We start from the raw sequence: 24,702 nt of genomic DNA, 5'->3' as shown, positions 1-24,702 counted from the left end.
CCGCAGCGACACGGCGCGGCCGCTTCAGGGCACCCAGGCGGCCCGACGGCCGGTGGGAGTGCGCGGACGCTGAGCACGGCTCCGTCAGGGTGAGGGCGTCACCCGAAGACGAAGAAGCCCAGACCCACCAGACCCGCGACGGAGACGACGCAGGCTGCTGCGAACGTGGTGAGGGCCGCCCGGCTCCAGCGCAGTCCCTGCTTCGCGACCGACGGGAGATCCGGGTCCACCGTGCGCGTGGGCGCCGCGGCGCCGATCACGACGGGCGGGGCTGAAGGGCCGAGCGGGGCCGGACGCGGCCGGTAGATCTCCGGTGCCGGCGCATCCGTCGGCGCCTCGAACGAGGCGGGTACGTCAGCCTCTGCGCGGTCGGCAGAGTCGTCGCTGTCGGCGGGCTGTTCCGATCTCTTGCGTCGCACACGACGCGGCGTCCGGGAGACGAGCACCGTCGACTCGTCGACAGGGTCGTCCTCCCGATCGGCACCTGGCTCCTCAGCCTCCGCGGGTCTCCGGTCGACGACGACCGTCGCCTCGTCCACGTCATCCGCTGGCTCAGCGGGTTCGGCGACTTCGGCGGGCTCGGCAGGCTCGGCGGGCTCAGCGGACTCGGCAGGCTCGACGGGCTCAGCAGACTCGGCGACTTCGCCGGACTCGGCGACCGGTCTCCCCCGGCGCCGATCGCGTCTGGTCAGCATGACGGTCTCTTCGACCTCGGTCTCGTCGTCCGTCATCTGGCTCGAACCGGGATCGTCGTGCCCTCGAGCATCGAATCGGTCAGCGAGGCGGATGCGGCATCGCGGCCCGCAGTGAGGTCGTCCGAGTGCCCGTTCGCGCCTCCCGAGATCACGTCGATCACGACGACCGACACGTTGTCGCGACCACCCGCTTTGAGCGCCCGGCTCACGAGAGCCGCTGCCGCGGTCTCCGGTCGCCCGTTCATCGTCATGGTCGCTCGGATCGCCTCGTCGCTCACCTCGCCGCTCAGGCCGTCGGAGCAGATCAGCAGTCGCTCGCCGTCGACCACGGGCAGCAGCCAGCTGTCCGCGGTGCTGTCGGGAGCACCGATCGCCCTCGTGATGACGTTGCGCTGCGAGAACGTCGAGAGATCCTCGGCGCGGAGCTCACCGGCATCCACCAGTTCCTGCCCCAGCGAATGATCGATCGTCAGCTGCGTCAGCTCGTTGCCGTGGTGCCGGTAGACGCGGGAATCGCCGACATTGAAGACGAGCCAGTGCGGCACGCCGTCGTGATCGACGAGAGCGACACCGGTCACGGTGCTTCCTGCCCCGCGCTTGTGCTCGGCGGAGATGTCATCGACCACAGCCGAAGCGCGACTCAATGCCTGTCCGATGTCGGCGACGTCGACCGTCGCCCCGCGAAGCGGCTCGAACGCCTCCACCACCGCAGCGCTCGCACGATCCCCCGCCTCATGCCCGCCCATGCCGTCCGCGACGAGGAAGACCGGGGACGCCACCAGCACCGAGTCCTCATTCGCCGAGCGCGTGAGACCGGTGTCGGTGAGTGACGCGACGCTGAGGACGACCGAGGAGAGCGTCATGAATCGCGCTCCGCGATCACATGCATCCCCACTTCACCGAGGATGAAGCGGCCGTTGCCGGTGACGCTCTCTCCGGGATCGAGCAGGGTCTCGGTGCCGTTCTCCTCGACCACGACGACGCCGTTCGTGGCGTGCAGATCGGTGAGACGCCACTCGTCGTCGTGCACGACGAGACGAGCGTGCGTCTTCGACAGCGTGCGGGTCGTATCGGAGATGGCGAGTCGCTGCTCGCCCGGCTCGCCGATCGGATTGCGGCCGATCACGACGCTGGCGCCGGACAGCGAGAACTTCCGTCCGTCATCGAGCACGAGCGATCGGCGGACTCCGCGCTTGCGGGCGACGACGACGGTGGCGTCGAGGTCCTCGTCGACATCGTGCGTCGGACGCGGCGTGACGACCGTCTTGTCGACGTCGGCCGCGAGGCCTCCGAACGGCATCGCGAGGGGCGCCGGGACGGGTTCCTCGACCGCGGGTGCGGGCGCTGCATCGGCCGGGGGCACCACGGCGGTCGCAGGCACATCCGCGGTGGTCCCCGCAGCTACGGGGGACGACGGGACAGGACGGATCACCGGCGCCTGCGGCTGTTCATCCGAAAGGCCACCATCTCGGAACGAGGGCGGAGCGGGCCGCACCATCCGCTGCGCCTCTTCGGCGGGCGCCGCGGGAGGCGGGTTCTCCGCCGGCCGCTCGAACTCGGGCACGGGAGCGGATGCCGGGGCCGCCGCCGGTGTCGGCGCCGGTGTCTGTGCCGGTTGCTGAGGCACGACGTCGTCGGATACCGGCACCGGCGGCGCGGGTGGCTGCGGCGCCGCCGGAGCCACAGGCGCGCCACCCATTGCGGCCATGATGCCGGTGGTCGGGTGCGCCTCGGTCGGAGCCGGCGGGTTCGCGGCGGGTGCCCGCTCCGCTGCAGGGGGCTCAGGTGCGCGCACCGGCGCGGGCGGCGCAGGAGGCTGCAAAGCCGGCGCCTGAGGAGCAGGAGGCTGAGGCGCAGGAGGCTGAGGAGCAGGAGGCTGAGGCGCAGGAGGCTGAGGAGCAGGAGGCTGCTGCGCGAAGGACGAGGCGGGCGGCTGCGGCGGAGCGAATGATGCCGCCGGCGCACCCTGCACCGGGGGCTGTCCGGCGACGGGAACCGGCGGGGCGCCCGGGACGGGAGGCGCGCCCCACCCTGAACCCGCGGGACCACCGCTCGCCGCGGCTGCGGTCGCAGTCCGGTCGGGCTGCACGGCCGGACGGCTCGGTGCGGCGTAGTCGGGGAACACGGGCGCGGGGGCGTCAGGCTGGCTCTGGGTATGCGGAGCCAGGGACGGGATCGTGTATCCCGATGCGTCCCTCGCCGGGGTGGCCGTGGGCTGCGAGCTTCGGCGCGGGCCGGGCTGCAGAGCGGCCAGCCGTTCGCCCTCGGGATACGGCGGGGCGCCCCAGGCGAGAACCGTCGCCCAGACAGGAGGTAGAAGGATCGCGAGCACCGTCATTCCCGCACCGCGACCGAACCTCCGATTGATGCGGTGGGTCGCGACGACCTTGAGGTAGATGCCGTACAGCTGCACGATCGGGATGAAGTAGAACACCACCGACCACGCCGGCACTCCGCCGCGCGCCAGGATCTCCGCCTCGTTGAGGATGGGGACCCAGCCCTTCCACCCCTCTCCGTCGATGCGCGGGAAGAGGCGCGACAGCGCCAGCGCGTACCAGACGTAGACGGCGAGGCCGATGAGCACGCCGACGCCGCCGACGATGGCGAGCATCGTGACGTAGCCGGTATCCACGGGCGCGATCATGAGTTCCCCTTCTTCCGGTCGCCGGGCGACCAGGTCAATCCGAGCGTAGCGAGCACAGGCACGGCGGCCGTGAATCCACGACCGTTCGCGCCCCGTATGCGACCGACGAACGACGTCGGTCGCACGCGCATGACAATGCGATGCCACCATCTGCCTGCCGCTGCGAGCTCCGTCCGCTCGGCGTCGACGATCTCCCAGGCGGCGCGCGCATCCTCGTCCGTCGGAGGATGCTCGGCGAACACGGCGCGATCGACGATCTCTGCCAGGCGGTCCGCTGCCTCTCGGTCGGTCGAGAGCGCGCGCTGGATGCGGGTGCCTTCGGCATCCATCGGCACATCGTGGTCGGCGTACACGTCGACCAGCTCCTCCCACGCCCCGGCGAGACGCACCTCGGGATCTTCGGCGGTTCGGCGGGCCCTGGCTCGCTGCCGTTTGGCCAGCAGCAGCACGAGGAAGGGCAGCGCGAGCAATGCCAGCGCGAGCATGCCGAGCCCCACAGCGCGGAGGATCGGCAGCAGGACGGCGAGCACCTCTGACTGCGGCGACTCGAGCGGAGGCGCGTCATTGTTGGAATCGCTCTGCGCCTGAGGCGGATCCAACGCCTCCGACCGGGGCTGCTCGGGCACCGTGGGATGCTCGGGCAGCTGCTCGCCCTCGGTGATGGAACTCGGAAGCATCGCGTACTGCGGTGTGGTGTCGACCGGCATCCACTCGCCGCCCGATCCTCTCACCTCGACCCAGGCGCTCATGTTCGCGCCCGTGCAGGTCTCCGTGCAGGCGGGAATGCCGGGCACCTCTTCTGCGGCCGCAAGGCGCGCACCGATCACGACTCGGGACTCGAGCCCCCAGTGCTCGGCGAGAAGCGCCGCTGCCACTGAGAACTGCTCATCGTCGCCGACCGCCGACACGAGCAGCTCGGGCGCGGCATCCGAGCCTGCCCTGCGCTCCTGTTCGAGCAGGTCGGTGAACAGCTCCTCGATGCGGGCCGCGGAGTGTCCCGCATAGCTGGGTGCGAACGCGTACCCCTCGGACTCCTTCAACGAGGCGATCCATCCCGCCGCCGCCTCATCGTCGATCAGCGCGTGGCTGAGGTAACCGCGAGAGCGCAGGCGGTCGATGATCTCGAGATAGCCGGCCCCGGTGCGGGGCTGCTCCTGCATCTCGGCCCACTCGGTGAGCGCGGGATACAGGTCGGTGTCGAGGTTCGAGGCACCGCCCTGCACGGCGGTGATGTCGCCGGGGCTCGCCGGGGCGTCCACAAGCACTCTGTAGCGATCGCCCGGAACGAGCCCTTCCCCCCCGCCGGGCGCCTCTGCCACGGTGATCGCCGTGTCGCCGCCCGAGTTGACGTGGAACCCGTCGGCGAGCGCTTCGGCGCGCGCACCCGAGAAGTCCGGCGCCTCGGCGAGACCGGCCGGTGAGGGGACCCAGATGCCCCGGTAGGCGTCGCCGATCGTGATCCCGAGCGACACGCGGCCCTCGCCGGGCATCGCACTGCGGGGCAGCCGGCTGAACCGGTCGTCCGGCGCGATGTGGAAGTCCTCGCCGTCGTACGAGTCGAGGGTGACGAGCCGGAGGCGCTCCAGCGCTCCAGAATCGCCCTCCACCTGCACGACCGTGTCATCGAGAGTGCTGCCGGCGAACCACGACCGGTAGGCGCTGAGGGGGCTCGCCTGCTGCTGCACGACGATCATCGGCTCGACCTCGTCGCGCAGAACGGAGCGGTCGCTCCACCCTGCCGCGGCGGGAGCCACCGCGAAACCGGCGACGAGGGCGATCACCGCGAGACCGGCCGACAGGAGATGCCGACGGATCGTGAGCCACACCGGGGTCGCCCGGCGCGAGATGTTCGCCGCCGCGACGGTGCGCAGCGCCTGTGCCCGCTGAAGCCGCGAGCGTCCGACCAACCAGACGAGAGAGACCACGAAGAGCGCGACGCCGATCAGCCATTCCCGAGGAGCGGGAAGCGCGACGCCGAGCACCGAGACCGGAGCCGTCGTGCCGCTCACACCGAAGGCGATGCCGAAGACGCTCATCGCGGTCACGACGGGAACCGCTATGGTCGCCCGACGTCCGCCTTCGAGCACGAGCAGAGTGGCGATGAAGGAACCGAACAGCATGACCACGAGGAGCGGGATGAGCACCGCCTGGTACTCACCGAGGGGCGGGTTCAGCGTCAGCATCTGCTTCCAGCCGAGCACCACCCCCAGCACCGCGTCGCGGATTCCGCCCAGGAACGCGGGAAGCGACGAGAGCGCCGATGGGATGGCGAGCGGAACCGAGACGACCAGATAGGCGCCGGTCACCGCGAGCGCACCGATCAGCAGCCCCCACCGCAGCAGCCGGGTCAACACGGCGACGACCATGCCCAGCAGGCCGCCGATCAGGCCGACCGCCAGCGCCCGGGGGGACTCGTACACCGGCCATGCAGCCGCCGTGGCGAGACCGATGCCGACCAGCACATATCCGAGAGACCAGAGGGTCAGAGCCGAGAGCGCGAACGTCCGGCGCGACCTCGCGACGCCGCGCCGCGGACCCGCGGCGCTCATCGCAGTGCTCCGCGGGCGAGCATCTGCGGAAGGTCGCCGAGTGCGCCCAGCGTCATCACGGCGAGTTCGCGCGCCGTGCGCAGGGTGGGCTGCTCGCCGAGTTCGCTGCGCACCGCGACCGCCTCGACCGCCGCTGGCAGAGTGATGGCGGCGTGGCGCAGACGCTCGAGCGGCATGCGCGAGCCCGTCATCAGGAATCCGATCGACAGGTCGGGGTAGGACTGGGCGGTGAGCGCGGCGACCGCCTCGAGCCGCATCACGCGGTCAGCCGGATCGATGGTCGAGGTGGCATCGAGGAGGGCCTTGGGAGTCACCGTGGGAAGAGTGCGTATCGACAGCAACTCGGCACGGCTGTGCTCGGGGATCTCGTTGCTCACCGAGAAGAGCACGTCACGACCGTCGCGCACACCCTGCAGGGCGAGGGATGCGGCGGCGCTGACCGTGTTCTCGAACTCGTCGTCGCTCTCGTACGACTCGCTGTCGAGGTCGAGGATGATGGCGATGCGAGCGTGCCGCGACTCCTCGTACTGACGCACCATGAGCTTGCCGGTCTTGGCGGTCGACTTCCAGTGAACGTGCCGCTGCGAATCGCCCACGACGTACTCGCGCACCGCGTGGAACGAGAGGTCGGCATCGACGAGGGTCGAACTCGGCGTGCCCTCGAGATCGCGGATGAGACCGGCGCTGGTGCTGGGCAGGCGCACCGTGACCGGATGCACGTGGATGCGCTGGACATCGGGCCAGCGCAGCTCACGGCGGAGGATGCCGATCGGATCACCGCGGGTGATGGTCATGGGGCCGACGTCGATGACACCGCGGCGGTGGGCGGCGATCGTCAGCTGCTCGCGATGGTGGGCGGCGGGGCGCAACAGGGGGACGTGCGCTTCGACGAGCCCCTCCCCCACGGGAACGTCGACGATGCCGGGCAGCGACAGACGCTCGCTGTTGTTGCGCACGTCGAGCGTCGCACCGATCTCGGCACCGGCGACCACGCGGTCGCGGTCGAGGGTCAGCTCGATGCGATAGTCGTGGGTGCCGAGGATGAAGGGGATGCAGGCGATCAGCAGCACGAGCGCGATCGCCGCCACCGCCCACGCCTCGACCCAGCCGAACAGCAGCCCGGCGGTGACGCACAGGACCAGCGCCGCGACGACCAGCATCCCGGCGGATGTGACCGTCTCACGCACCCACGCGACAGCCGCTCGGGTTGCGCGCTCCGTGCTGCGAGCGGCCCGACGCACGCCGAAGACGGCGCCGCGGACGGGGCCGCGGCGCGTGCGGTCGTAGCGCGTGACCGTCGACGTGCGCGTCGACGTGCTGGTGCCCGCCGTGGTGCGCGTCAGACGGGACTCGGTGCTGAAGCTCACGCAGTGCCGTTCTCGCGCGGCGGCTCGACGTCGAGCAGGATCTGCCCCACCACGGCGACCGCGGTGACGCCGTCGAACTCGGCCTCCGGCTCGAGCACCAGGCGGTGCGCGAGGGCGACGACGGCGAGCTCTCGGACGTCGTCGGGGGTGACGAAGGTGCGACCGTTCTTGGCAGCCCACGTCATCACGAGACGTGACAGGGCGAGGGCTCCTCGCACACTGGCACCGAGGCGGACCTCGGACGCTCGACGCGTCGCATCGACGATGCGCATGATGTAGTCGGAGACCAGCGGGTTCACGTACACGCCGCGGGTCATCTCGGCCATCGTGAGGATGGTGTCGACGCCGACGATGCCGTCGAGCACGTGCTTCGGCTGGGCTGCTCCCTGGAGGATGCGCATGGTCGCGGCTTCGTCGGGGTATCCGATCGACGTCTTGATCATGAAGCGGTCGAGCTGCGCCTCGGGCAGACGGTAGGTGCCGCCCTGCTCGATCGGGTTCTGCGTCGCCATCACGAGGAACGGCGATCCGACCGGCCGCGTGACGCCGTCGACCGTGACCGTGCCCTCTTCCATGACCTCCAGCAGCGCCGACTGCGTCTTCGGGCTCGCCCGGTTGATCTCGTCGGCGAGCACGATGTTCGCGAAGACGGGACCGGCGTGGAACTCGAAGGCGCCCTCCTTCTGGTCGTAGACGGTGATGCCCGTGACATCGCCGGGGAGCAGGTCGGGCGTGAACTGGATCCGGGTGCTCGTTCCCGTCACGGTCTGCGCGATCGCCCGCGCGAGAGCCGTCTTGCCTGTGCCGGGGAAGTCCTCGAGCAGCACGTGGCCGCCGCTGACCGCCGCGGCGAGCACGAGCTCGATCACGTGCCGCTTGCCGAGGATCGCCTGTTCGACGTTGGCGGTGAGGATCGAGAACGTCTCGGCGAACCAGGCGGCCTGTTCGGCGGCGATGGTCACGGGAGCAGCGGAGGGAGCAGGCATAGGGCAACCGTATTCGTCTCTGGCACCTGCGGTGTGCAGGGCGGTGGGGAGGAGGGAGTCGTCATCGCGGCGGGTTCATCCGGCAGGATCGGCGGGGTCGGCGGGCTTGTCGGAGTCCTTCGGATCCTCCGGCTCCGGCTCCGGTTGCGTGCACAGCGTCACGCGGTGCGTGATCGGCTTGAGCGAACTGAAAGCGCCCGTCCACGTGATCTTCATGTCGACCATGGAGATGCCGTCGACGATCCTCGGAGTCACGGCGAGGGAGTACGACCCGCGGGCGGCAGGGCTGACGACGAACGCGTCATCCGGGTTGGCGGGCACGCACTCGCGGAACTGCACGGCCACCGTCGTCGGCGCCGTCCGGGGCGAGATCTCGACCGAATCGGAGCAGTACTCCCGCAGCACCGCGTGGCAGGAGCGCGCCCCGACCGGCAACGGTGATGAGTCGGTGCTCAGCTGGAAGTCCGACCGCCACGACCCGTACATGTAGTACTGCGGAACGAAGCCGTCTCGCACGGCGATGTCGGGCGCCGACTCGAGCCGGTAGGAATAGCGGTTGTCCTGGACCGACGGCTGAGTGGCGATCGTGTAGCTCGTGTTGCCCTTCGGGCCTTCCACGAAGGTGAACGTGAAGACCTGGGTGGTCGCCGACTCGGCGACGCCGAAGCCGTTCGATGCGCACGCCTTCACGTTGTAGGTCGAGTACTCGGCGAGCTTGGTGAGGGTGGGTGACGACGACTGCGCCTCCGCACCCGAGACCTGCAGACGACCGTCGCCGTCAGCGGTGCAGCTCGCATTGCCCGATCGCCAGGCGAGGTACACGACGTCGATGCCGAGGGCGCTGCCGTTCGGCTGCGCTGCCACTCCCGAGACGTCGATCGAGGTGTTCGACGTCGCGGTCGCGCGTGCTCCCGAGGGGTCGAAGTAGACGGTTCCCGCAGCGGTGACGGACGTGCGGAAGGCTCCGCCCTCGTTTCCACCGTCACCCGTCGGCGGCTGGAACTGGCTGATCGGGACGATCGTGATGTTCTGCGGGCCCGGCGCCAGCGCGATGTCGGCCGTCGTCGTCGCGCCGGTGCGGTTGATGACCTGCCCGGTCTCCTCGATGCGGAACGCGAGGGAGTCGTCCGACGCGTCGACCGCGAGAGCGACGATGCCGCGCCCGCGCTCCGTGCTGCCGGGGCGATAGACGGGTGTGGCGTTCGCCTTCGACACCACAGGGGCGGCGTACGCCCAGCTGGTGTGCGGTGACGTCGCCGCCGATGTGCCGACCGCGTTGACGGCCGCCGCGGTGAAGACGTGCGGCGCTCCGTTGACGAGTCCGTTCACCGTGCACCGGTAGGCACCTGCCGCCGGGCTGCACGACGCGTTCGCCGGCGCTCCGTCCTGCAGGATCTCGACCCCCGTGACGCCGGGGTGCGCGCGACCGGCCTCACCGAGGGGCACGTCGAGCACCACGGTCGAGCGGGTGAATCCGACCGTCGTGACGCTGGCGGGTGCCTGCGGGAAGCCCTGCAGATCGAGGGTCAGGGTTCCGGTGCCGGTGCGCCCCTGCGCATCCTGCACGACGAAGGGGATGATGCACTGTCCACCCGGCGCCTGCCCTCCGCCGGGCCAGCTCGCCGTGATCGCCTTGCTTCCCGAAGTCGAGATCGACGCGACATCGCATCGTGTGCCCCCGCCGAGGGACATCAGTCGGAGGCCCGATCCGGGCTTCCCGGCGAACGGGTCGTACTCCCCGGCGACGTCGACGACGTCGATGGTGCAGCTGGGGTTCGTCACGATGCACTGCTTCGTGAAGGTCGCGCCGCGCGGCGCATCCGGCGGCGCGGCTCCGACGACGAGGCGGACGGATGCCGACGGCTCGCCGTACTGGGGCACCGTGACGCTGACGTTCTCGGCGTTGCCGGGTCGCGCGTCTGCGCGTGCCTCGATGGTCAGCTGAGGCCCGTTTCGGGTGACGATGAAGGCCGAGCCCGAATAGACGATCCGGTACTCGAGGGATCCCGCGTCACCCTCACGTCCGCCCTCCCACGCGGCCATGTTCGCGTACATGTCGACCGTCTCGGTGGTTCCGGGGGCGATCGTGTGCGAGATCGACGACAGCAGCAGCTGCGGCTCGGCAGGACGGATGCTGATCGGCACGTCTATGAACGACCAGCGCTCCTGCCCCTGCAACCGCACCTGGACCAGGCAGGTGTCCGACCATGGCGCTTCACGGCCGGCGCGATACGTCACGCTGCCTGCACCCTCGGCGGAGCACGACGCGGCTGCCCGCTGCGCGGTGAACTGCCCGGATCCCACTTCGAGGGCATCTGAGGAGGTCAGGTCGACGTAGTCGGCCGCATCGAACGAGACCGAGGCGTCCTCGTCGACCACGACAGGAGTCGAGGCGGGCTTGAGCTGGACCTGCATGTCGTCGAAGGCGGGTATGCGCAGGAACCCGTAGGCGACCACCGCTCTGCCGCCCGATCCCTCGCCCTTCAGCTGGAACGGAACGAGCGCACCGTCTTCGGGGGCAGCGCCCACGATGCGGTTCCCCTGAACAGTGAACCCGGGCTGGTCGCCCCACAGGCTCAAGGTGAGGGAGGAGGCGTCACCCGAGGGCCAACTGACACGATCGGTCACGACGTCGATGCCGCGATCCGGGAGCTCCTCCCGATCGCGCGCAGTGAGCACCGTGTCGGCGACGCTCGGCTGGTCGGCGACCGCACCGTCGGTCACGGTCACGACGATGAGACCCTGCGCCGTGCTGGATGTGCGAGTGGACCTGACCGTATAGAAGTAGGAGTTCGTGCCGGCGGTGTCTCCCGCGCGCAGCACGACACGGCCGTCTTCGAGAGAGGTGTCGGGATCGATCAGCGCGTTCAGGCGGTCGTAGAGCGGATTCCCCTTGACCGGTGGCGCGTTCGGGACGAGTTCGGTGATCTCGAGCTCGCTCTGCGCCGGATCGAGGTCGTTGAGACGCGGGTCGAGGACGATCGGTGTCGTCGACCCGGCCTCGACGCGCACGTAGTCGCTGAAGGTCACGGGCGCCGCGTCATCGATGTCCGCGTCGAGCACGCCGACGCGGACGGTGCCCGTCCCCTGCTCGCCCTGCGGGTCGCGCACCGTGTAACCGAAGCTCACCTGACCGCCGTCGACACCGCCCGCGGGCGCCCGGTAGACGATCGCGTCGCCGTCGGCCGAGATCGTCGCCGTGCCCGCACCCTTCTGGGGCTGGTCGACGCCCGCGAGCACGACTCGATCACCATCGCTGTCCATGCCGGTCGAAGGCACAGGCAGCGACACGGTCTGACCGCTGAGGACTCGGCCGGTCAGGGTCGACGGCGTCGGGGCACGGTTGGTGCCCGGAGGCACGACCGTGACCGTCACGACACCGTTGTCGGCGAGGGCGGGGTTGCGCTCGAGTGACACCGAGTACGACAGACGGTAGGTGCCGGGCGTCGTGGGTGCGAGGTAGCGCAGCGCGTTGCGGTCGGCGAAGACGAGCTCACCCGATTCGCCCGAGCCGGTCACCTCGGGGAGAACGACCAGAGGCTCCCCTCGCGGCGCCACGTCGTTGGCCGTGACAGCGATACGCGTGAGCGAACCTGCGCGCACGGTGATCGCATCGGGGAAGACGATCGGACGCGTCACCGTCGACGGCGGCGTGAGGAAGACCGTGACGGTTCCCTGCACTGCGGCGCCGGTGCCGTCGGCGATCGTCACGGTGGCCTTGCCGATCACCCCGGGCTCGCCGTCCTCCGTGGTGCCGTTCACCCGGATGCTCTCGTTGCCGACCACACGCACGCCGAGCTGCGGCGTCGAGCTCACCGCATCGGCCAGCATCAGCACCCGACCACTGGTGTTCTGCACGGCGCGGATGACGTCGACCGTCGTGTCCTCGCCCTCGCGGACGAACGCGGTCAGCGGTGCCATCGCGAGGCCCGCGGATCCGTCGACCGCGGTGATGCGGATGACGGCCGACTGCTCGGCCTGGGTGGTGACGTCCTGAGCCGTGTAGGTGACGACGTACTGCCCCGGTTCGGCCACCGTCATCTCGACGGTGCCGGATGCCGCGTTCGGGTTGACCTCGAGTCCCTGCGCGGTCGCCGCAGTCTGCACGGCGTCGACGAGACGATACGAACCGGAGCCGCCGGACAGATGATCCGAGATGCGCACCGATTGGAGCTCCCCGACACGCGCGGTCAGCGCGACCGGCGAGGCGACGAGAGCCGGGCTCCCTGTGACCTGCACATCGAGGGTCTTCTCCGCGGTCGCACCGTGCACGTCCTCGACCACCACGGTGACCGAGATCACGGCATCCGCGGCATTCGGGTCGGTGTGGCGGATGGCCACCCGTCCGTCGGCCATCGGCACGACCATGACGGGCGACGAGGAATCGGTCTCGTAGGCATCGCTGAGCACGAACGGATCGCCCTCGGGATCGACCCAGCCCGACAACGCCGAGACGACCGTGCTGCCGCCCGGAAGGAGCTGGGGCGTCGGCCACTCCTGCTGGCAGGCGTCGACTCCGCACCACACGGGCGCGGAGTTCGCTCCCGGATCGACGACGGTCAGGGTCACGGTCGCCGGAGCCGACACCGCGGCGCCGTCGGCGACCGCATATGTGAAGCTCGCCTGCCCCGAGCCCGCCTTGACGTCGACCACCAGCGACTGCCCGTTCGCGACGAGGGTCAGGTCACCGAACGCCGGGTCGCCGAGCCCGCCCGAGACCGATTCGGGATCGATCGACAGCACGTCCTTCTTGTTCGGATCGTGGTCGTTGAGGAGCACCGGCAGGATCACCTGCTCGCCCGCACGGACACCGAATGCGTCGTCGACGGCGACGGGCGGCATCTGCTCGGCCACGTCCTCGACGATGATCGTGCCCTCCTGCTGCTCGGTGTCGTCTTCGATCGCCCACTGCTCGAGCGGGATGAGCACGCCGTCGGGGGCCGTCCAGATGAGTCCGGTGCCGATCTCGCTCAGCACCGCTCGATCGCCGTTCTCCTGGAAGACCGGTTCGATCGTCGAAGAGTCGAGGGCCTCGTCCGGAACACGCAGCGGAACGGTCTCGCCACCTGCCCACAGAGTGCCCGCACCCGTGTCGAGCCAGGCGGCATAGACCTCGCCGTCGACGACGACCGGCATCGCCGGCACGCCCGACGCGTCAGCGACCCGCTCCGACTCTCCGGAATCCAGATCGACCGACACGAGTCCGTCGGAGTCGGCGATCGACACGTTCTCGCCCGACTCAGCGCCCTCCTGGAGACGCGCGTCCTCAGCGACGTCCAGCTCCACGGGTTCGTCGCGCCCCTGCAGCCACAGCTCGCCGGTGCCCGCCTGGAGCATCGCCCAGCGGTCGCCCACGACCGTGACGAGGAGGCCCTCTGCGGCATCCGGAGCCTGCGAGACGGACTCGGGATCGCCGAGGAAGCGGTGCTCGTCGATGTCGAACCGGCGGATCGCGCCCTCGTCTGCGGAGAAGAGCACCAGCAGGCCCGCGGGCGACAGCCCGATCGCATCCGCCGTGTACGTCGGAGGGTCCTCGCCCTCCTCGACCTCGACGCCCGCGAACGGGTCGACGAGAGCAGTGGCGGCACCCGCCTCGAGAGTGGTGACCGATACCTGGCCGGTGTCGGTGCGATACGCCACATAGGCACCGGCCGACAGGATCTCCCGCGTGCCCGCCGGCGTCGGCTCGGAAGCGATCGGCGTGCCTTCATCCGACGCGTCGGAGAGCAGGTCGGCGGGATTCGCGGGGTCGAGATCCCACCGCTGCCTGTTGCCCTGGGCGTAGATGACGGCCGCCGAGCCGCTCTGCCAGACGGCCTCGGGATCGTCGACGTTGCGCACGGTGTCGATCTCGGCGAGCTCGGTGTTCACGCGGGCGTACTGGCCGCTGTCGCGCATGACCCAGACGGACGACTCGAGGCGGGGCACCTCCTGCGACTGGTATCCCTGGGCCGTGATGGCGAGCGTGAGCACCACCGCCAGGGCGGCGACACCCGAGATGGCCGCGATCAGGCGTCCGCGCGATCGGGGGTTCGCCTCCGCGCGAGCGCGGTCGCCGATGGCCATCACAGGACCCCGGTCAGGTAGAGCACGCCGACGCCGACGCCACCGAGGACCGCCGCTCCGATCAACGCGCCGATCACGCCGGCGACGAGGGGCGAGCGGGTCTTCGCACGCGCGGCGGGCAGTTCGTCGCGGTCGCGCGGCATCGCCTGCTGCTTCGCGGCGCGCACTGCACGTCGCGAGTCGGGGGCGACGGTGGTGATCACCGGGCCGCGGGCGCTGGAGTCGGAGAAGCTGACGGGCGCTGCTGCGGCCCATTCAGCGGACGCCGCCTCGAAGGCCGTCGGGTGCAGACCCAGCTCGAACTGCGCCCAGCGCAGGCGTTCCGCGAAGTCGGCCATGCTTGCGAACCGTCTGGCCGGATCACGGTGCATCGCGGTCGCGAAGATCTCGTCGATGATCGGCGGGATGCCGGGTATCGGCACCGCGGTATAGCGCGCCTTGATGATGCGCTCGGTGAGCTGGTCGCGGGAGTTGGAGCCTCGGTCGGCGCGTTCGAACGGGCTTCTTCCCGCGAGGAGCGTGTACAGGGTGGCTCCGAGGCTCCAGATCTCGCTCGGGACGGATCCGGAGACGCGCTCCTGCAGCACCTCCGGCGAGCTCCACGGCACCGACATCGCGATGGTCTCTCCGTCGCCCTCGTCGATCACGGCGGCCGCGATGCCGAAGTCGGCCAGCACGGGGGCGCCGAGGGAGTTGATGAGCACGTTGGACGGCTTGATGTCGCGATGCAGGAGTCCGGCCCTGTGCACGGTCTCGAGGGCCCCTGCCATGCGCACGCCCGTGTCGAGCACCTCGGCGAGCGCCAGCGGCGCCTTCTTGTACCGGGCGCTCATGGTGTCGGGGCAGTACTCCATCGCGAAGTACGGCCGACCGTCTGCAGAGATGGACGCCTGATAGATGGTGACGATCGAGGGGTGGGCGCTGAGCCGCGCGGAGATGTCGGCCTCGACGTTGAAGGTGCGGAGAACCTCGCGGTTCACGGCATCCGCCAGCAGCACCTTCACAGCGGCGACGCGTCGCGGCATGTCCTGTTCGTAGAGGAAGACATCTGCGAACCCGCCGGATCCGAGCGGACGCACATAGCTGTACCCCGCCAGCGTCGGCGGTGTCGATGCCATGCGCGTGGCCACCCATGCTCCTCACGGTCGGTCGGGAGACCGCGCTCTGCATGATCCCTGCGCGCCGCGCTGGGCGATCCCCCCGACCACGAGTATATCGAGGGTGTGGACGATCCCGAAGGCGGGCGATCGCCCCTGCACTCGCCCCGACACGGCGGGCGCGCCCAGCACGCCTCGGTGGTCAGGCGCGCCAGCACCCGACCACATGATCGTCGACCATGCCCGCGGACTGCATGAGCGCGTACAACGTCGTCGGACCCACGAATCGGAAGCCGCGACGACGCAGTTCCTTGCTCATCGCCGTAGACTCCGGCGTCACCGCCGGAACATCCGCGAACGATGCGGGCCGCGGTCCCGATGCCGGCGCGAACGACCACATCAGCTCATCCAGCTCGCCGTCTGCCATCGAGCGCACGATTCGGGCGTTGCCGATGGTGGCCTCGATCTTCGCCCGGTTGCGGATGATCCCCGCGTCCGCCATGAGCCGCTCGACGTCGGATCGGTCGAACTCGGCGACCCGCTCGGGCTCGAAGCCGGCGAAGACCTCGCGGAACCGGGGGCGCTTGCGCAGGATGGTGATCCACGAGAGCCCCGCCTGAAACCCCTCGAGGGCCATCTTCTCGAACAGCGCCCGGTCGCCGTGGAGCGGGGTGCCCCATTCCTCGTCGTGATACCGGCGGTATTCGGCGTCGTCGCCCACCCACCCGCATCGGTCGCGGAGGTCGGGGCCGGCGATCAGAGACGTCATGAGCCCACGCTAGCCGCCGCCACCGACACGGCGGGTGATCCCGGCTCTCCTGCCGGGACTACGCAGCGGCCTCTGCGGGGCCGGATCCGAGCGCGTCGATGAACGACGTCGAGAACCCGTCGAGGGCTTCGCGCGCCGCGGCAGCATCCTGTCGTTCGATGGCGGCGAGGGCGGCGGAGAGGAGACGGCGGCGGGAGGCCCGATCCGTGTCGAGATCGATGCCGTGGTGGCGGGCCGTCTGCGGATCCACGAACAGCCGCAGCGGGTCGATGTGGTCGCGGGCGAGGCGGGGGCCCAGACGGCCGAGCTCCCGCGAGATGAGGATCTCGGAGAGCTCGAGGTAGCCGAGCAGCTCGCAGGTCTCGTCCGCCAGTCGCGTCGACTGCTGGTGCGTGCGCACGGGCGGGCCGATGCAGCTCTTCTCGACGATCAGGCGACCGACGACGTGAGCGCGCTCGATCATGTCAGCGCGCGACCACTCCGCCACACGAGTTCCGGCGCTCGGAGACACCTGGACGAACCGCATCTCGACAAGCCGTTGCAGCGCCTCGCGCACCGGCGTCCGGGAGACGGCCCACGCGTGGGCGAGCAGATCGAGCCGCAGTCGCTGGCCGGGCGGGATGCGGCCGCTCACGATCTCGGCGAGCAGGCGCTCGTAAGCGAGACCGCTGAGAAGCTGCGGGCGCAGTTGGTCCTCAAGGGAGCCCATGGGCATGATCACATCGCTCTCATCAACTAACATATTGGATGATTAGAGGATGACATAAGTTAGCCGCGGACACAAATCATCTGATATTTCAATGCTCGGGCACCCTGCCTGAAGTCGTCGCCTCATCCACCGAGAGCCAGGGCATGGGTATATATTGCGGGCGATTGATATATCAGGTACCCAGATGATTCCGACTAGCATTGACCCATGCCTGTGCCCAAGACCCCGGCGCAAATGCCCCGAAAGCTGCTGCGCGACCAGATCTTCGACACGCTTCTGGATGCCATCGTCGCCGGTGACCTGGCCGCAGGAGAGCCGATCTCCGATAAGCAGCTCGAGAGCTGGTTGGGCGCCTCGCGCACGCCGATCCGGGAGGCGGTGAACCGGCTCGCCGGCATGGGGCTGATCGAAGTGCTTCCTCAGAGGGGCACCCGCATCGCACCTCTCGATCCCACGAGGTTCGCAGAGGAGATGGAGATGCTCGGCGTCGTGTACTCGGCGACGGTGCGCGAGGCTGTCCCGCTCCTCACCGACGCGGACCGGACGCAGATCGCCGACCTGCACACGACGGTGAGCCGGACCTCGAACGCCCTCGAACGCGCACGGATCGTGAACAACCTGATGAACGTGTTCGTCGACCGCTACCGCAACACCCTCGTTCAGCGCATCCGCGAGAAGTCGGTGCCCCACGTCACCCGGATGATCACCGCTCGACCCGGCGCACTCGACGCGACCGACACATCGGCCGCGCTCGACGCACTTGCCTCCGCCGCCGCCACAGGGAACGCGGATGCCGCAGCCCTGGCCGCACAGGCGTACTTCACTGCAGGGGCCGCAAGCGTGCAGGCACGAGATGCGGCCGAATCGAGCCCGCAGGTCGCTGCTGGCGCCGATACAGCTGAGCGGCGCGGAAGCGAGGACGCGTGATGCCCACGAGGGACACACCTCCGCCGCGGCGGCTGCTTCGCGACGAGGTCTACGACACGATCCTCGGGGCGATCCTCGACGGGACGTTGGAACCCGGGGAAGTTCTCCACGACGAGGAGCTCATGACGTGGCTCGGGTCGTCCAGAACCCCGATCCGCGAGGCGCTCAATCGACTCGCCGAGGAGGACGTCGTCGAGTTGGTGCCGCACCGTCACACCCGGGTGGCCCCGGTGAACGTCGCGGCGATCAACGAGAGCCTGTTCGTGATCGGAGTGATCCACGAGCACCTTGCCCGCACCACCACCGCCGACCTCGCGGATGCGCATATCGCCGACCTGCGTCGCGAGCTGGCGCATGTCGAGGATGCGGTGGATGCAGATGACGCGGCCGCTCTCGGACGAGCGATCCGCCGGTATTTCCTCGTCGTCGTCCGCGCCGCGACGAACTCCGTGCTGCGAGCGAAGGCCGAGACCCTGTCGCTGCAGCTGGTGCGCTTCCTCACGCCTCGCGAGAACCTCGTCACGCCTCTCCAGGCGCGCGATTTCATCCGCGCGATCACTGCAGCGGCCGAAGCCCGTGACGGCGAACGAGCCGGAGATCTGATCCACGAGCTGCACGCCGCGACGCGCAGCAACTTCCTCGAGTACTACCGCGAGCCGGATCCCGCGAACTGAGCGCGGCTACGGCTACGGCTACCGCGCCGCCCCGCCGCACAGGCCCAGCACCACCCCGACCCACACCGCCGCACCCACTGCGCGAACGGTCCCAGGGGAGCAACCGACGGGGGTCCCCTGGGGCGTACCCCGAGGACCCCCTCCGGAACTCAGTCGGCGATGGTCGCGGCGTCGATCACGAAGCGATAGCGCACGTCAGAGGCGAGCACGCGCTCGTACGCCTCGTTGATCTGCGATGCGCTGATGATCTCGATCTCGGCTGCGATGCCGTGTTCGGCGCAGAAATCGAGCATCTCCTGGGTCTCCTGGATGCCGCCGATGTTGGACCCCGCGAGCGATCGACGCCCGCCGATCAGAGACGAGACGTTCACTGAGAGCGGTTCTGCGGGGGCTCCCACGCAGACCATCGACCCGCCCACGTCGAGCAGACCGAGGTAGGCGCGGAGGTCGACGACCGCGCTGACCGTGTTGAGGATGACGTCGAACGACCCGCGCAGCGAGCGGAACGTCTCGGGATCGCTCGTCGCATAGTAGTGATCGGCACCGAGACGGAGGCCGTCATCCTTCTTGCTGAGCGTCTGCGACAGCACGGTGACCTCTGCTCCGAGAGCGTGCGCGATCTGCACGCCCATGTGGCCGAGTCCGCCGAGGCCGACGACTGCCACGCGCGTGCCGGGTCCGACGTTCCAGTGCCGCAGCGGGGAGTACGTGGTGATTCCTGCGCAGAGCAGGGGTGCCGCGACGTCGAGCCCGAGCGCGTCGGGGATGCGCACGGCGAAGGACTCGGTCACCACGACCTGCTCGGAGTATCCGCCCTGAGTGACGCTGCCGTCACGGTCGGTGCTGCCGTAGGTGAAGATCGCACCGTTGGAGCAGAACTGCTCGTCGCCGCGCAGGCAGTTGCGGCATTCTCCGCACGAGTTCACGAGACAGCCGACGCCGACCCGATCGCCGACGGCGTGCTTGGTGACATCCGATCCGATGGCCGCGACGGTTCCGGCGATCTCGTGTCCGGGTGCGAGCGGGTACTGCTGCGGCCCCCAGTCTCCGCGCACCGTGTGGATGTCGGAGTGGCAGATGCCGGCGAACGCGATGTCGATCAGGATGTCGTTCGGGCCGAGCTCGCGGCGCTCGATGACGGTCTTCTCGAGCGGTGCGGCCTCGTTGGGTGCGGCATAGGCGGTGACACGGGTCATCTCGGACTCCTCTGATCGGTGCGGATGGGCCAGATCGACACTACTCGCGCCCTCCTCTGCGGCACCTGACCACCGACGACGAAGGCCGGGACCACTGATCCCGGCCTTCGTCAGCGGAGCGAGGAGGAAACCTCAGCGCTTCGCGTTCTTCTTGAGCGCCTTCTCCAGCACAGGGGCGTCACCGGATGCCGCGAGCGCCGCGTAGTACTCCCGAGCCTCGTCCTGCCGCACGCGCTCGGCGCCGGAGGCGATGGGCGCCCGGACGTGCTCCGGCTCGTAGCCGAACGCGTCGACCAGGTCGAGTGCGTACGGACGGAGCCTGGCGCACAGACGGTCGATGTATCGCGAGACCGCGGCGGCGCGCTGCGTCGAGAGACGCCCGTGGATGAGGTGCCAGGCGAGGTGCTTCTCGATGAGCTGCAGACCGAAGAGGTCGCGCAGCCACGTGAGCACCTTCTTGGTGTCGGCGTCGTCGACGCGGTGGACGGCATCCGTGAACGCCTCCCACTGCAGCAGCTCACCGTGCGCACGGGCCGCCTCGATCAGCTCGGCCTGATTCTCGTTGAACAGCTTCGCGCCGAGGGCCTTGTCCTTGCCCGCCGGACGCAGCCGGCCGGCGATGTCGGCGACCATCTGCTGCACGCGCTCGGCGAGCAGCTGGTGCTGCTGCTCCTCACGCAGACCGTTCTCGACCGAACGCGAGACCTGACCGAGGTCGACGACCGACTGGCCGAACTGACGAAGGCCTGCGCCGTGGAACAGCTTGCCGGCGGTCATGCCTACGGCGAACTTGGCCAGGGCCGCAGCATCCTTGCCGGTGAACTGCTTGGCGTAGTCGGTGAGCAGCCGCTTGCCGACCAGCTGAAGGAGCACATTGTTGTCGCCCTCGAAAGTGACATAGATGTCGAGGTCGGCGCGAAGTCCCACGAGACGGTTCTCGAACATGAAGCCCGCTCCGCCGCAGGCCTCGCGAGCCTCCTGGAGGGTGTCGAGCGCGTGCCAGGTCGAGAGCGGCTTGAGGGCTGCTGCCAGGGTCTCGAGGTCCTCACGGTCATCAGGGGTGTCGATGCGGCCGGAGAACACGCCGTCGAACTTCTGCAGGAACTCGTCGTGCGCGAAGATCTGCGCGTAGGTCGTCGCCAGGCGCGGCAGCAGGCGGCGCTGGTGCTTGCCGTAGTCCATGAGCACGACCTCCTGGCCGTCTGCTCCGTCGAACTGGCGGCGCTGCGTCGCGTAGGTGATCGCGATCTTCAGCCCGAGAGCCGAAGCCCACGACGCGGCGCCGTCGAGCGAGACCCGTCCCTGCACCAGCGTGCCGAGCATCGTGAAGAAGCGGCGACCGGGGCTGTCGATCGCGCTCGAGTACGTGCCGTCGGCCGCCACATCGCCGTACTTGTTCAGCAGGTTCGTGCGGGGGATGCGGATGTGGTCGAAGCTGAGGCGGCCGTTGTCGATGCCGTTGAGTCCGCCCTTGAGTCCGTCATCCTCACGACCGATGCCGGGAAGATCGACGCCGTCTTCGCCGCGCAGCGGCACGTAGAAGCAGTGCACCCCGTGGTTCACGCCGTTCGTGATCAGCTGAGCGAACACCGTCGCCGCCACGCCGTGCAGCGCCGCGTTGCCGAGGTACTCCTTCGTCGCGCCGCGGAACGGCGTGTTGATCACGAACTCCTCGGTGCTCGGGTCGTACGTAGCGGTGGTGCCGACCGCTGCCACGTCGGAGCCGTGCCCGATCTCGGTCATCGCGAAGGCGCCGGGGATCGAGAGATCCATGACACCGGGCAGCCACTTCTCGTGGTGCTCGGCGGTGCCGAGCTGCAGGATGGCGGAGCCGAACAGCCCCCACTGCACTCCCGACTTGATCTGCAGACTCGGATCGGCGACGACGAGCTCCTCGAAGCCGGCGATGTTGCCGCCGTTGTTGTCTTCTCCGCCGAGTGCGGTCGGGAACGCCCGGTGCACTGCCTTGTTCTCGACGAGCAGGTGCAGCTGGCTGAGCACGCGCTCGCGGTGCTCGTCCTTGCTCAGCGCGTCATCGCGCCAGAACGCCGAATCCTTGATCAGTTCGCGCGCCTCGCGGCGCGTGTCAGCCCAGGTGCCCATCAGCAGATCGGTGACCCGGGCGACATCGAACCGCAGGTTCGCATCTGCGCTGTCGGTGTGCGGGCGAGTCGTCTTCGGACGGACGGCGGCGTCGACCATGAGCGTTCCTCTCAGAGGGAAGTAGGGATACTCCAATGGTAGGTCTGCCACAACCAGGAGCGAACTGCTGTGTGCGCATCCTCCAACAAGCTCCCGGGACGGCGCCCGGTCGGATTGTCGTCAGACCACAGTCTCAGCCCAGCCGCAGCCTCAGGCCTCGACGCGTGCGGGCGCGGGAGGCGCGGTCTGCGCCTGCTCCCACCGCCGTCTCGTCCCTTCGCTCAACCGCGCCCACGTCCGATCGCGGATGAAGATCGAGTCGATCGCGATCATCGTCAGCGAGAACCACGGCAGCCCCATCAGCACGCCGATGCCGATGTGGAAGGAGAGGATGCCGATGAGGCCGATCAGCCGAGTGGGCCGTGTGAGCAGCATCAGCGGGAACGCCACCTGCAGGATGATCGAACCCCAGGTCGCCGCGACGACCATCGGGCCCCAGGTCGTGACCAGGTCGCTCAGCACCGGCCACGTGCCGAACCGAGCGGTCTGCAGAGGGTTGTACACCGCGTAGCCCTCTTCCCAGGGCGCACCTCCCGCCTTGTAGAGAGCACCCGATGCGTACACGAAGCACACCTGCGCGGTCAGCGCCACGAGGGCCAGATTGTGGAAGACCGTTCCCAGGAGGGCGGGCTGGCTTCCCGGAGCGAACCACTCCCCCTTCTTGGCACGACGTCTGGCATCGATCGACCAGCGAGCGGCCGGGTCGGCGAAGAACAGCAGGAGCAGCGCGATGCGGAACATGTTGTCGCCCTGATCGCCCACCATGTCGTTCGCCTCGATGAACCCGACCCAGAGGCAGAAGAACACCGGGAGGACGATCCGGAAACGCCAGCCGAGGACGAACAGCATCGCCAGCACGCCGAGCAGCAGATAGAGGGCGGTGTAGAGCGCGTCATTGCCCATCGCGGCATGGAACGCGCTGAAGATCCAGATCTTCGGGAACTCGCTGACGGGTTCGGCAAGTTCGCCGTTCCACGCCGACCCCGAGCCGAACGTATAGAGACGAGTGCTGAAGTTCGACGCGAGCAGGCCGATCGCCGTGATGCCGAAGAGGATGCGGGTGACCGCGAGACCGTAGAGGGCCTTCTTGCCGTTGAAGAGCCAGTCCCCCACGAACGCGGAGATCCGGTCGATCGCCGAGAGGACCATCGACCACAGTCCGCCGATCATCGACGAGGCGAAGCTCAGCAGGCGGGTCACGAAAGACCGGGGAGGCGGGGCGGCAGGCGCAGGCATGCGCGGCGGCGAAGGCTCGGGGGCAGAGGCGGGTGGAGCGGATGCCGGAGCGGGCGCCGTCACGGTCGACCGCCCGGCAGCATCCTTCTTCCGGTCCCGGTTCGCGGCGCCGTTCGTCTGGGGCGCGGTCTTGGTGGGCGCGCTCACGGCTGGATCCTCTCGAACTGGGCGCGGAAGGTGTTCGCGAAGTTCTCGCGACTCTGCCCTTCCTCTTCTATAGGCAGGCGCCACCCGGTGGTCGAGAACGTGGGGTCGGGGCGCTGCGCGCTCGGATCGTTGCGATCCGCATAGGGCACCACGTTCTGGCGGCTCACGCGGTACTGGACCTTGATGACGGAGTCGGCGCCCCAGATCGCATAGGCCACCTGGGTGGCGTAGGCGGTGGAGAGGTGCTCTTCCGCCATGTACGCGTCGGTCGACGGGTTGTCGCCCTCGAGTTCGTCGAAGGAGCGCACCATCCACTCCTCCCAGCCATCCTCGGCGAAGTCGAGCCCGACGACGGCCTTCTGGTCGTCGTCCAGCTTGTTGTAGGCGTTCATCTGGCCGCTCGCGACCTCGCTCGACTGGATCCCTGCTCGGGGCGGGAAGAGGTTGTAGCGGATCATCGAGAGCTCGACGTCGGTGGCGCTCACCCACCCGGTCTCGATCTCCTCGCCGTCCTTCTCGATGACGGCACGCACGTTGAAGTGGTAGTCGCCGTTGATGGGCTCGGGCGCGAAGACGCTCCACGACTGCCCGAACATCGGCAGCATGTACCCGGCGAGGACTTCTTGCGTGGGGATCTCGCGGAGCGCCGAGTACGGAGCGATCCACAGGAACGACGCCCCCACGTGCCACAGGGTGAGCAGACACGCGGCGAACGCGATGAGCTTCACCCACCAGGTCGGGCGCGGTCGAGGGGCGGTCGCGGCGACCGCCGCATCCTGCACTTCGGGTGAGGTCTCAGTCATCGTGCCCATCCACATCCTTCTCACCGCTGAAGGTCGGGGCCGCCGCAGCGACGGCCCCGACCTCTCAGCGTTCCTGCACTGCGTTACTCCGTCTGGACGAGCGGCCGTCTGGAACGCGCGACCCTTGTCATCCCGAGTCCGAGCATCAGCAGCAGAGCCGCCAGCGCGATCCACCCGCCCTGGATCTCACCACCGGTGGTGGCGAGGCCCGTGGCCACGACCTGGAACGAGGCCGACACGCTGCCGGAGGTCGCTCCGGTCAGTGTCACGGCGTGGGTTCCGAGGTCGGTGCCGGAGGGGATCGTCCAGGTGAAGGTGACCGTGCCCTGCGCATCGGCGACCTGGGTGCCCAGTGCGATCGGCTCGGACGTCATCACACCGGTGACGGACTCGCCGGGCTGGAACCCGGTGCCGACCGCCGTCTGCTTCTCACCGCGCTCCAGAACCGGGACCTTGATCGTGATGGCGATCGGTCCGGTCGGGTCGGCTGCCGCGTCTGCAGACGCCGAGGCCTCAGCAGTCGCCGAGGCGGATGCCTCGGCAGCAGCCTCAGCGGAAGCATCAGCCGCCGCCGTCGCGGACGCCGTGGCCGACGACGAGGCGTTGGCCGCCGCGGCCGCCGACGCGTTCGGATC

The 24,702-nt window shown here is 69.2% G+C and carries 16 protein-coding genes and 1 pseudogene; 2 read left to right on the top strand and 15 right to left on the bottom strand.

The window, feature by feature from the left end; all coding sequences use genetic code 11:
* Positions 1-98: 98 nt before the first annotated feature.
* The 10 genes from SOM10_RS17640 to SOM10_RS17595 all read right to left on the bottom strand — a co-directional run bounded on the left by SOM10_RS17640 (position 99) and on the right by SOM10_RS17595 (position 16,882).
* Positions 99-731: a hypothetical protein gene (locus SOM10_RS17640; protein ID WP_320491396.1), complete on the bottom strand. Its 633-nt coding sequence runs from the start codon at positions 729-731 to the stop codon at positions 99-101.
* A complete protein-coding gene (locus tag SOM10_RS17635) occupies positions 728-1,558 on the bottom strand; it encodes a PP2C family protein-serine/threonine phosphatase (RefSeq protein WP_320491395.1) in 831 nt (276 codons plus the stop codon). The genes SOM10_RS17640 and SOM10_RS17635 overlap by 4 nt, the downstream gene beginning before the upstream one ends.
* On the bottom strand, positions 1,555-3,339 hold the full coding sequence (locus SOM10_RS17630; RefSeq protein WP_320491393.1) for a DUF5684 domain-containing protein: 1,785 nt from the start codon (positions 3,337-3,339) through the stop codon (positions 1,555-1,557). The genes SOM10_RS17635 and SOM10_RS17630 overlap by 4 nt, the downstream gene beginning before the upstream one ends.
* Positions 3,336-5,888: a transglutaminase domain-containing protein gene (locus SOM10_RS17625; RefSeq protein WP_187248888.1), complete on the bottom strand. Its 2,553-nt coding sequence runs from the start codon at positions 5,886-5,888 to the stop codon at positions 3,336-3,338. The genes SOM10_RS17630 and SOM10_RS17625 overlap by 4 nt, the downstream gene beginning before the upstream one ends.
* Positions 5,885-7,255, bottom strand: coding sequence for a DUF58 domain-containing protein (locus tag SOM10_RS17620; RefSeq protein ID WP_053098662.1), 1,371 nt, complete (start codon positions 7,253-7,255; stop codon positions 5,885-5,887). The genes SOM10_RS17625 and SOM10_RS17620 overlap by 4 nt, the downstream gene beginning before the upstream one ends.
* On the bottom strand, positions 7,252-8,217 hold the full coding sequence (locus tag SOM10_RS17615) for an AAA family ATPase (protein WP_053099368.1): 966 nt from the start codon (positions 8,215-8,217) through the stop codon (positions 7,252-7,254). The genes SOM10_RS17620 and SOM10_RS17615 overlap by 4 nt, the downstream gene beginning before the upstream one ends.
* A gap of 99 nt (positions 8,218-8,316) precedes the next feature.
* Positions 8,317-14,307, bottom strand: a complete 5,991-nt coding sequence (locus SOM10_RS17610) for an Ig-like domain-containing protein (RefSeq protein ID WP_320491390.1) — start codon at positions 14,305-14,307, stop codon at positions 8,317-8,319.
* Positions 14,307-15,437, bottom strand: coding sequence for a serine/threonine-protein kinase (locus SOM10_RS17605; protein WP_230100873.1), 1,131 nt, complete (start codon positions 15,435-15,437; stop codon positions 14,307-14,309). Before SOM10_RS17605 ends, SOM10_RS17610 begins: the two co-directional genes overlap by 1 nt.
* A gap of 169 nt (positions 15,438-15,606) precedes the next feature.
* Positions 15,607-16,173, bottom strand: a complete 567-nt coding sequence (locus SOM10_RS17600) for a DNA-3-methyladenine glycosylase I (protein WP_320491387.1) — start codon at positions 16,171-16,173, stop codon at positions 15,607-15,609.
* A gap of 58 nt (positions 16,174-16,231) precedes the next feature.
* A complete protein-coding gene (locus SOM10_RS17595; protein WP_150115204.1) occupies positions 16,232-16,882 on the bottom strand; it encodes a GntR family transcriptional regulator in 651 nt (216 codons plus the stop codon).
* Between the two features lie 207 nt (positions 16,883-17,089).
* On the opposite strand from SOM10_RS17595, the gene SOM10_RS17590 reads away from it, so the two are divergent.
* Together SOM10_RS17590 and SOM10_RS17585 are read left to right on the top strand one after the other, a co-directional pair.
* A complete protein-coding gene (locus tag SOM10_RS17590; RefSeq protein WP_187248890.1) occupies positions 17,090-17,809 on the top strand; it encodes a GntR family transcriptional regulator in 720 nt (239 codons plus the stop codon).
* A complete protein-coding gene (locus SOM10_RS17585; RefSeq protein WP_295100767.1) occupies positions 17,809-18,483 on the top strand; it encodes a GntR family transcriptional regulator in 675 nt (224 codons plus the stop codon). Before SOM10_RS17590 ends, SOM10_RS17585 begins: the two co-directional genes overlap by 1 nt.
* 149 nt (positions 18,484-18,632) lie before the next feature.
* Here SOM10_RS17585 and SOM10_RS17580 read toward each other — a convergent pair whose 3' ends face one another.
* The 5 genes and pseudogenes from SOM10_RS17580 to SOM10_RS17560 form a co-directional block, all read right to left on the bottom strand.
* Positions 18,633-19,679 carry an NAD(P)-dependent alcohol dehydrogenase gene (locus tag SOM10_RS17580; RefSeq protein ID WP_320491384.1) on the bottom strand — a complete coding sequence of 349 codons (1,047 nt, stop codon included), beginning with the start codon at positions 19,677-19,679 and terminating at the stop codon, positions 18,633-18,635.
* A gap of 132 nt (positions 19,680-19,811) precedes the next feature.
* Positions 19,812-21,881 (bottom strand): acyl-CoA dehydrogenase, encoded by a 2,070-nt coding sequence (locus tag SOM10_RS17575; RefSeq protein ID WP_056276610.1) that lies wholly within the window; start codon positions 21,879-21,881, stop codon positions 19,812-19,814.
* 150 nt (positions 21,882-22,031) lie between these two features.
* Positions 22,032-23,264, bottom strand: a complete 1,233-nt coding sequence (locus tag SOM10_RS17570) for an HTTM domain-containing protein (RefSeq protein ID WP_320491383.1) — start codon at positions 23,262-23,264, stop codon at positions 22,032-22,034.
* Positions 23,261-24,067: a DUF5819 family protein gene (locus tag SOM10_RS17565; RefSeq protein WP_230100871.1), complete on the bottom strand. Its 807-nt coding sequence runs from the start codon at positions 24,065-24,067 to the stop codon at positions 23,261-23,263. Before SOM10_RS17565 ends, SOM10_RS17570 begins: the two co-directional genes overlap by 4 nt.
* A gap of 83 nt (positions 24,068-24,150) precedes the next feature.
* Positions 24,151-24,702 (bottom strand): annotated as a pseudogene (locus tag SOM10_RS17560) (hypothetical protein); the annotation flags it as partial.

The organism is Microbacterium sp. CFBP9023 (genome assembly GCF_034045055.1).
Lineage (GTDB): Bacteria > Actinomycetota > Actinomycetes > Actinomycetales > Microbacteriaceae > Microbacterium.
The sequence above is the reverse complement of the archived record's forward strand: the minus strand, read 5'-3'. Positions and strand labels throughout refer to the sequence as shown.

Bases quoted from the DNA above. Each gene is read 5' to 3' on its own strand.
- SOM10_RS17565 (WP_230100871.1), bottom strand. From the start codon at position 24,067: ATGACTGAGACCTCACCCGAAGTGCAGGATGCGGCGGTCGCCGCGACC.
- SOM10_RS17580 (WP_320491384.1), bottom strand. From the start codon at position 19,679: ATGACCCGTGTCACCGCCTATGCCGCACCCAACGAGGCCGCACCGCTC.
- SOM10_RS17585 (WP_295100767.1), top strand. From the start codon at position 17,809: ATGCCCACGAGGGACACACCTCCGCCGCGGCGGCTGCTTCGCGACGAG.
- SOM10_RS17600 (WP_320491387.1), bottom strand. From the start codon at position 16,173: ATGACGTCTCTGATCGCCGGCCCCGACCTCCGCGACCGATGCGGGTGG.
- SOM10_RS17595 (WP_150115204.1), bottom strand. From the start codon at position 16,882: ATGGGCTCCCTTGAGGACCAACTGCGCCCGCAGCTTCTCAGCGGTCTC.
- SOM10_RS17640 (WP_320491396.1), bottom strand. From the start codon at position 731: ATGACGGACGACGAGACCGAGGTCGAAGAGACCGTCATGCTGACCAGA.
- SOM10_RS17590 (WP_187248890.1), top strand. From the start codon at position 17,090: ATGCCTGTGCCCAAGACCCCGGCGCAAATGCCCCGAAAGCTGCTGCGC.
- SOM10_RS17625 (WP_187248888.1), bottom strand. From the start codon at position 5,888: ATGAGCGCCGCGGGTCCGCGGCGCGGCGTCGCGAGGTCGCGCCGGACG.
- SOM10_RS17610 (WP_320491390.1), bottom strand. From the start codon at position 14,307: ATGGCCATCGGCGACCGCGCTCGCGCGGAGGCGAACCCCCGATCGCGC.
- SOM10_RS17630 (WP_320491393.1), bottom strand. From the start codon at position 3,339: ATGATCGCGCCCGTGGATACCGGCTACGTCACGATGCTCGCCATCGTC.
- SOM10_RS17575 (WP_056276610.1), bottom strand. From the start codon at position 21,881: ATGGTCGACGCCGCCGTCCGTCCGAAGACGACTCGCCCGCACACCGAC.
- SOM10_RS17635 (WP_320491395.1), bottom strand. From the start codon at position 1,558: ATGACGCTCTCCTCGGTCGTCCTCAGCGTCGCGTCACTCACCGACACC.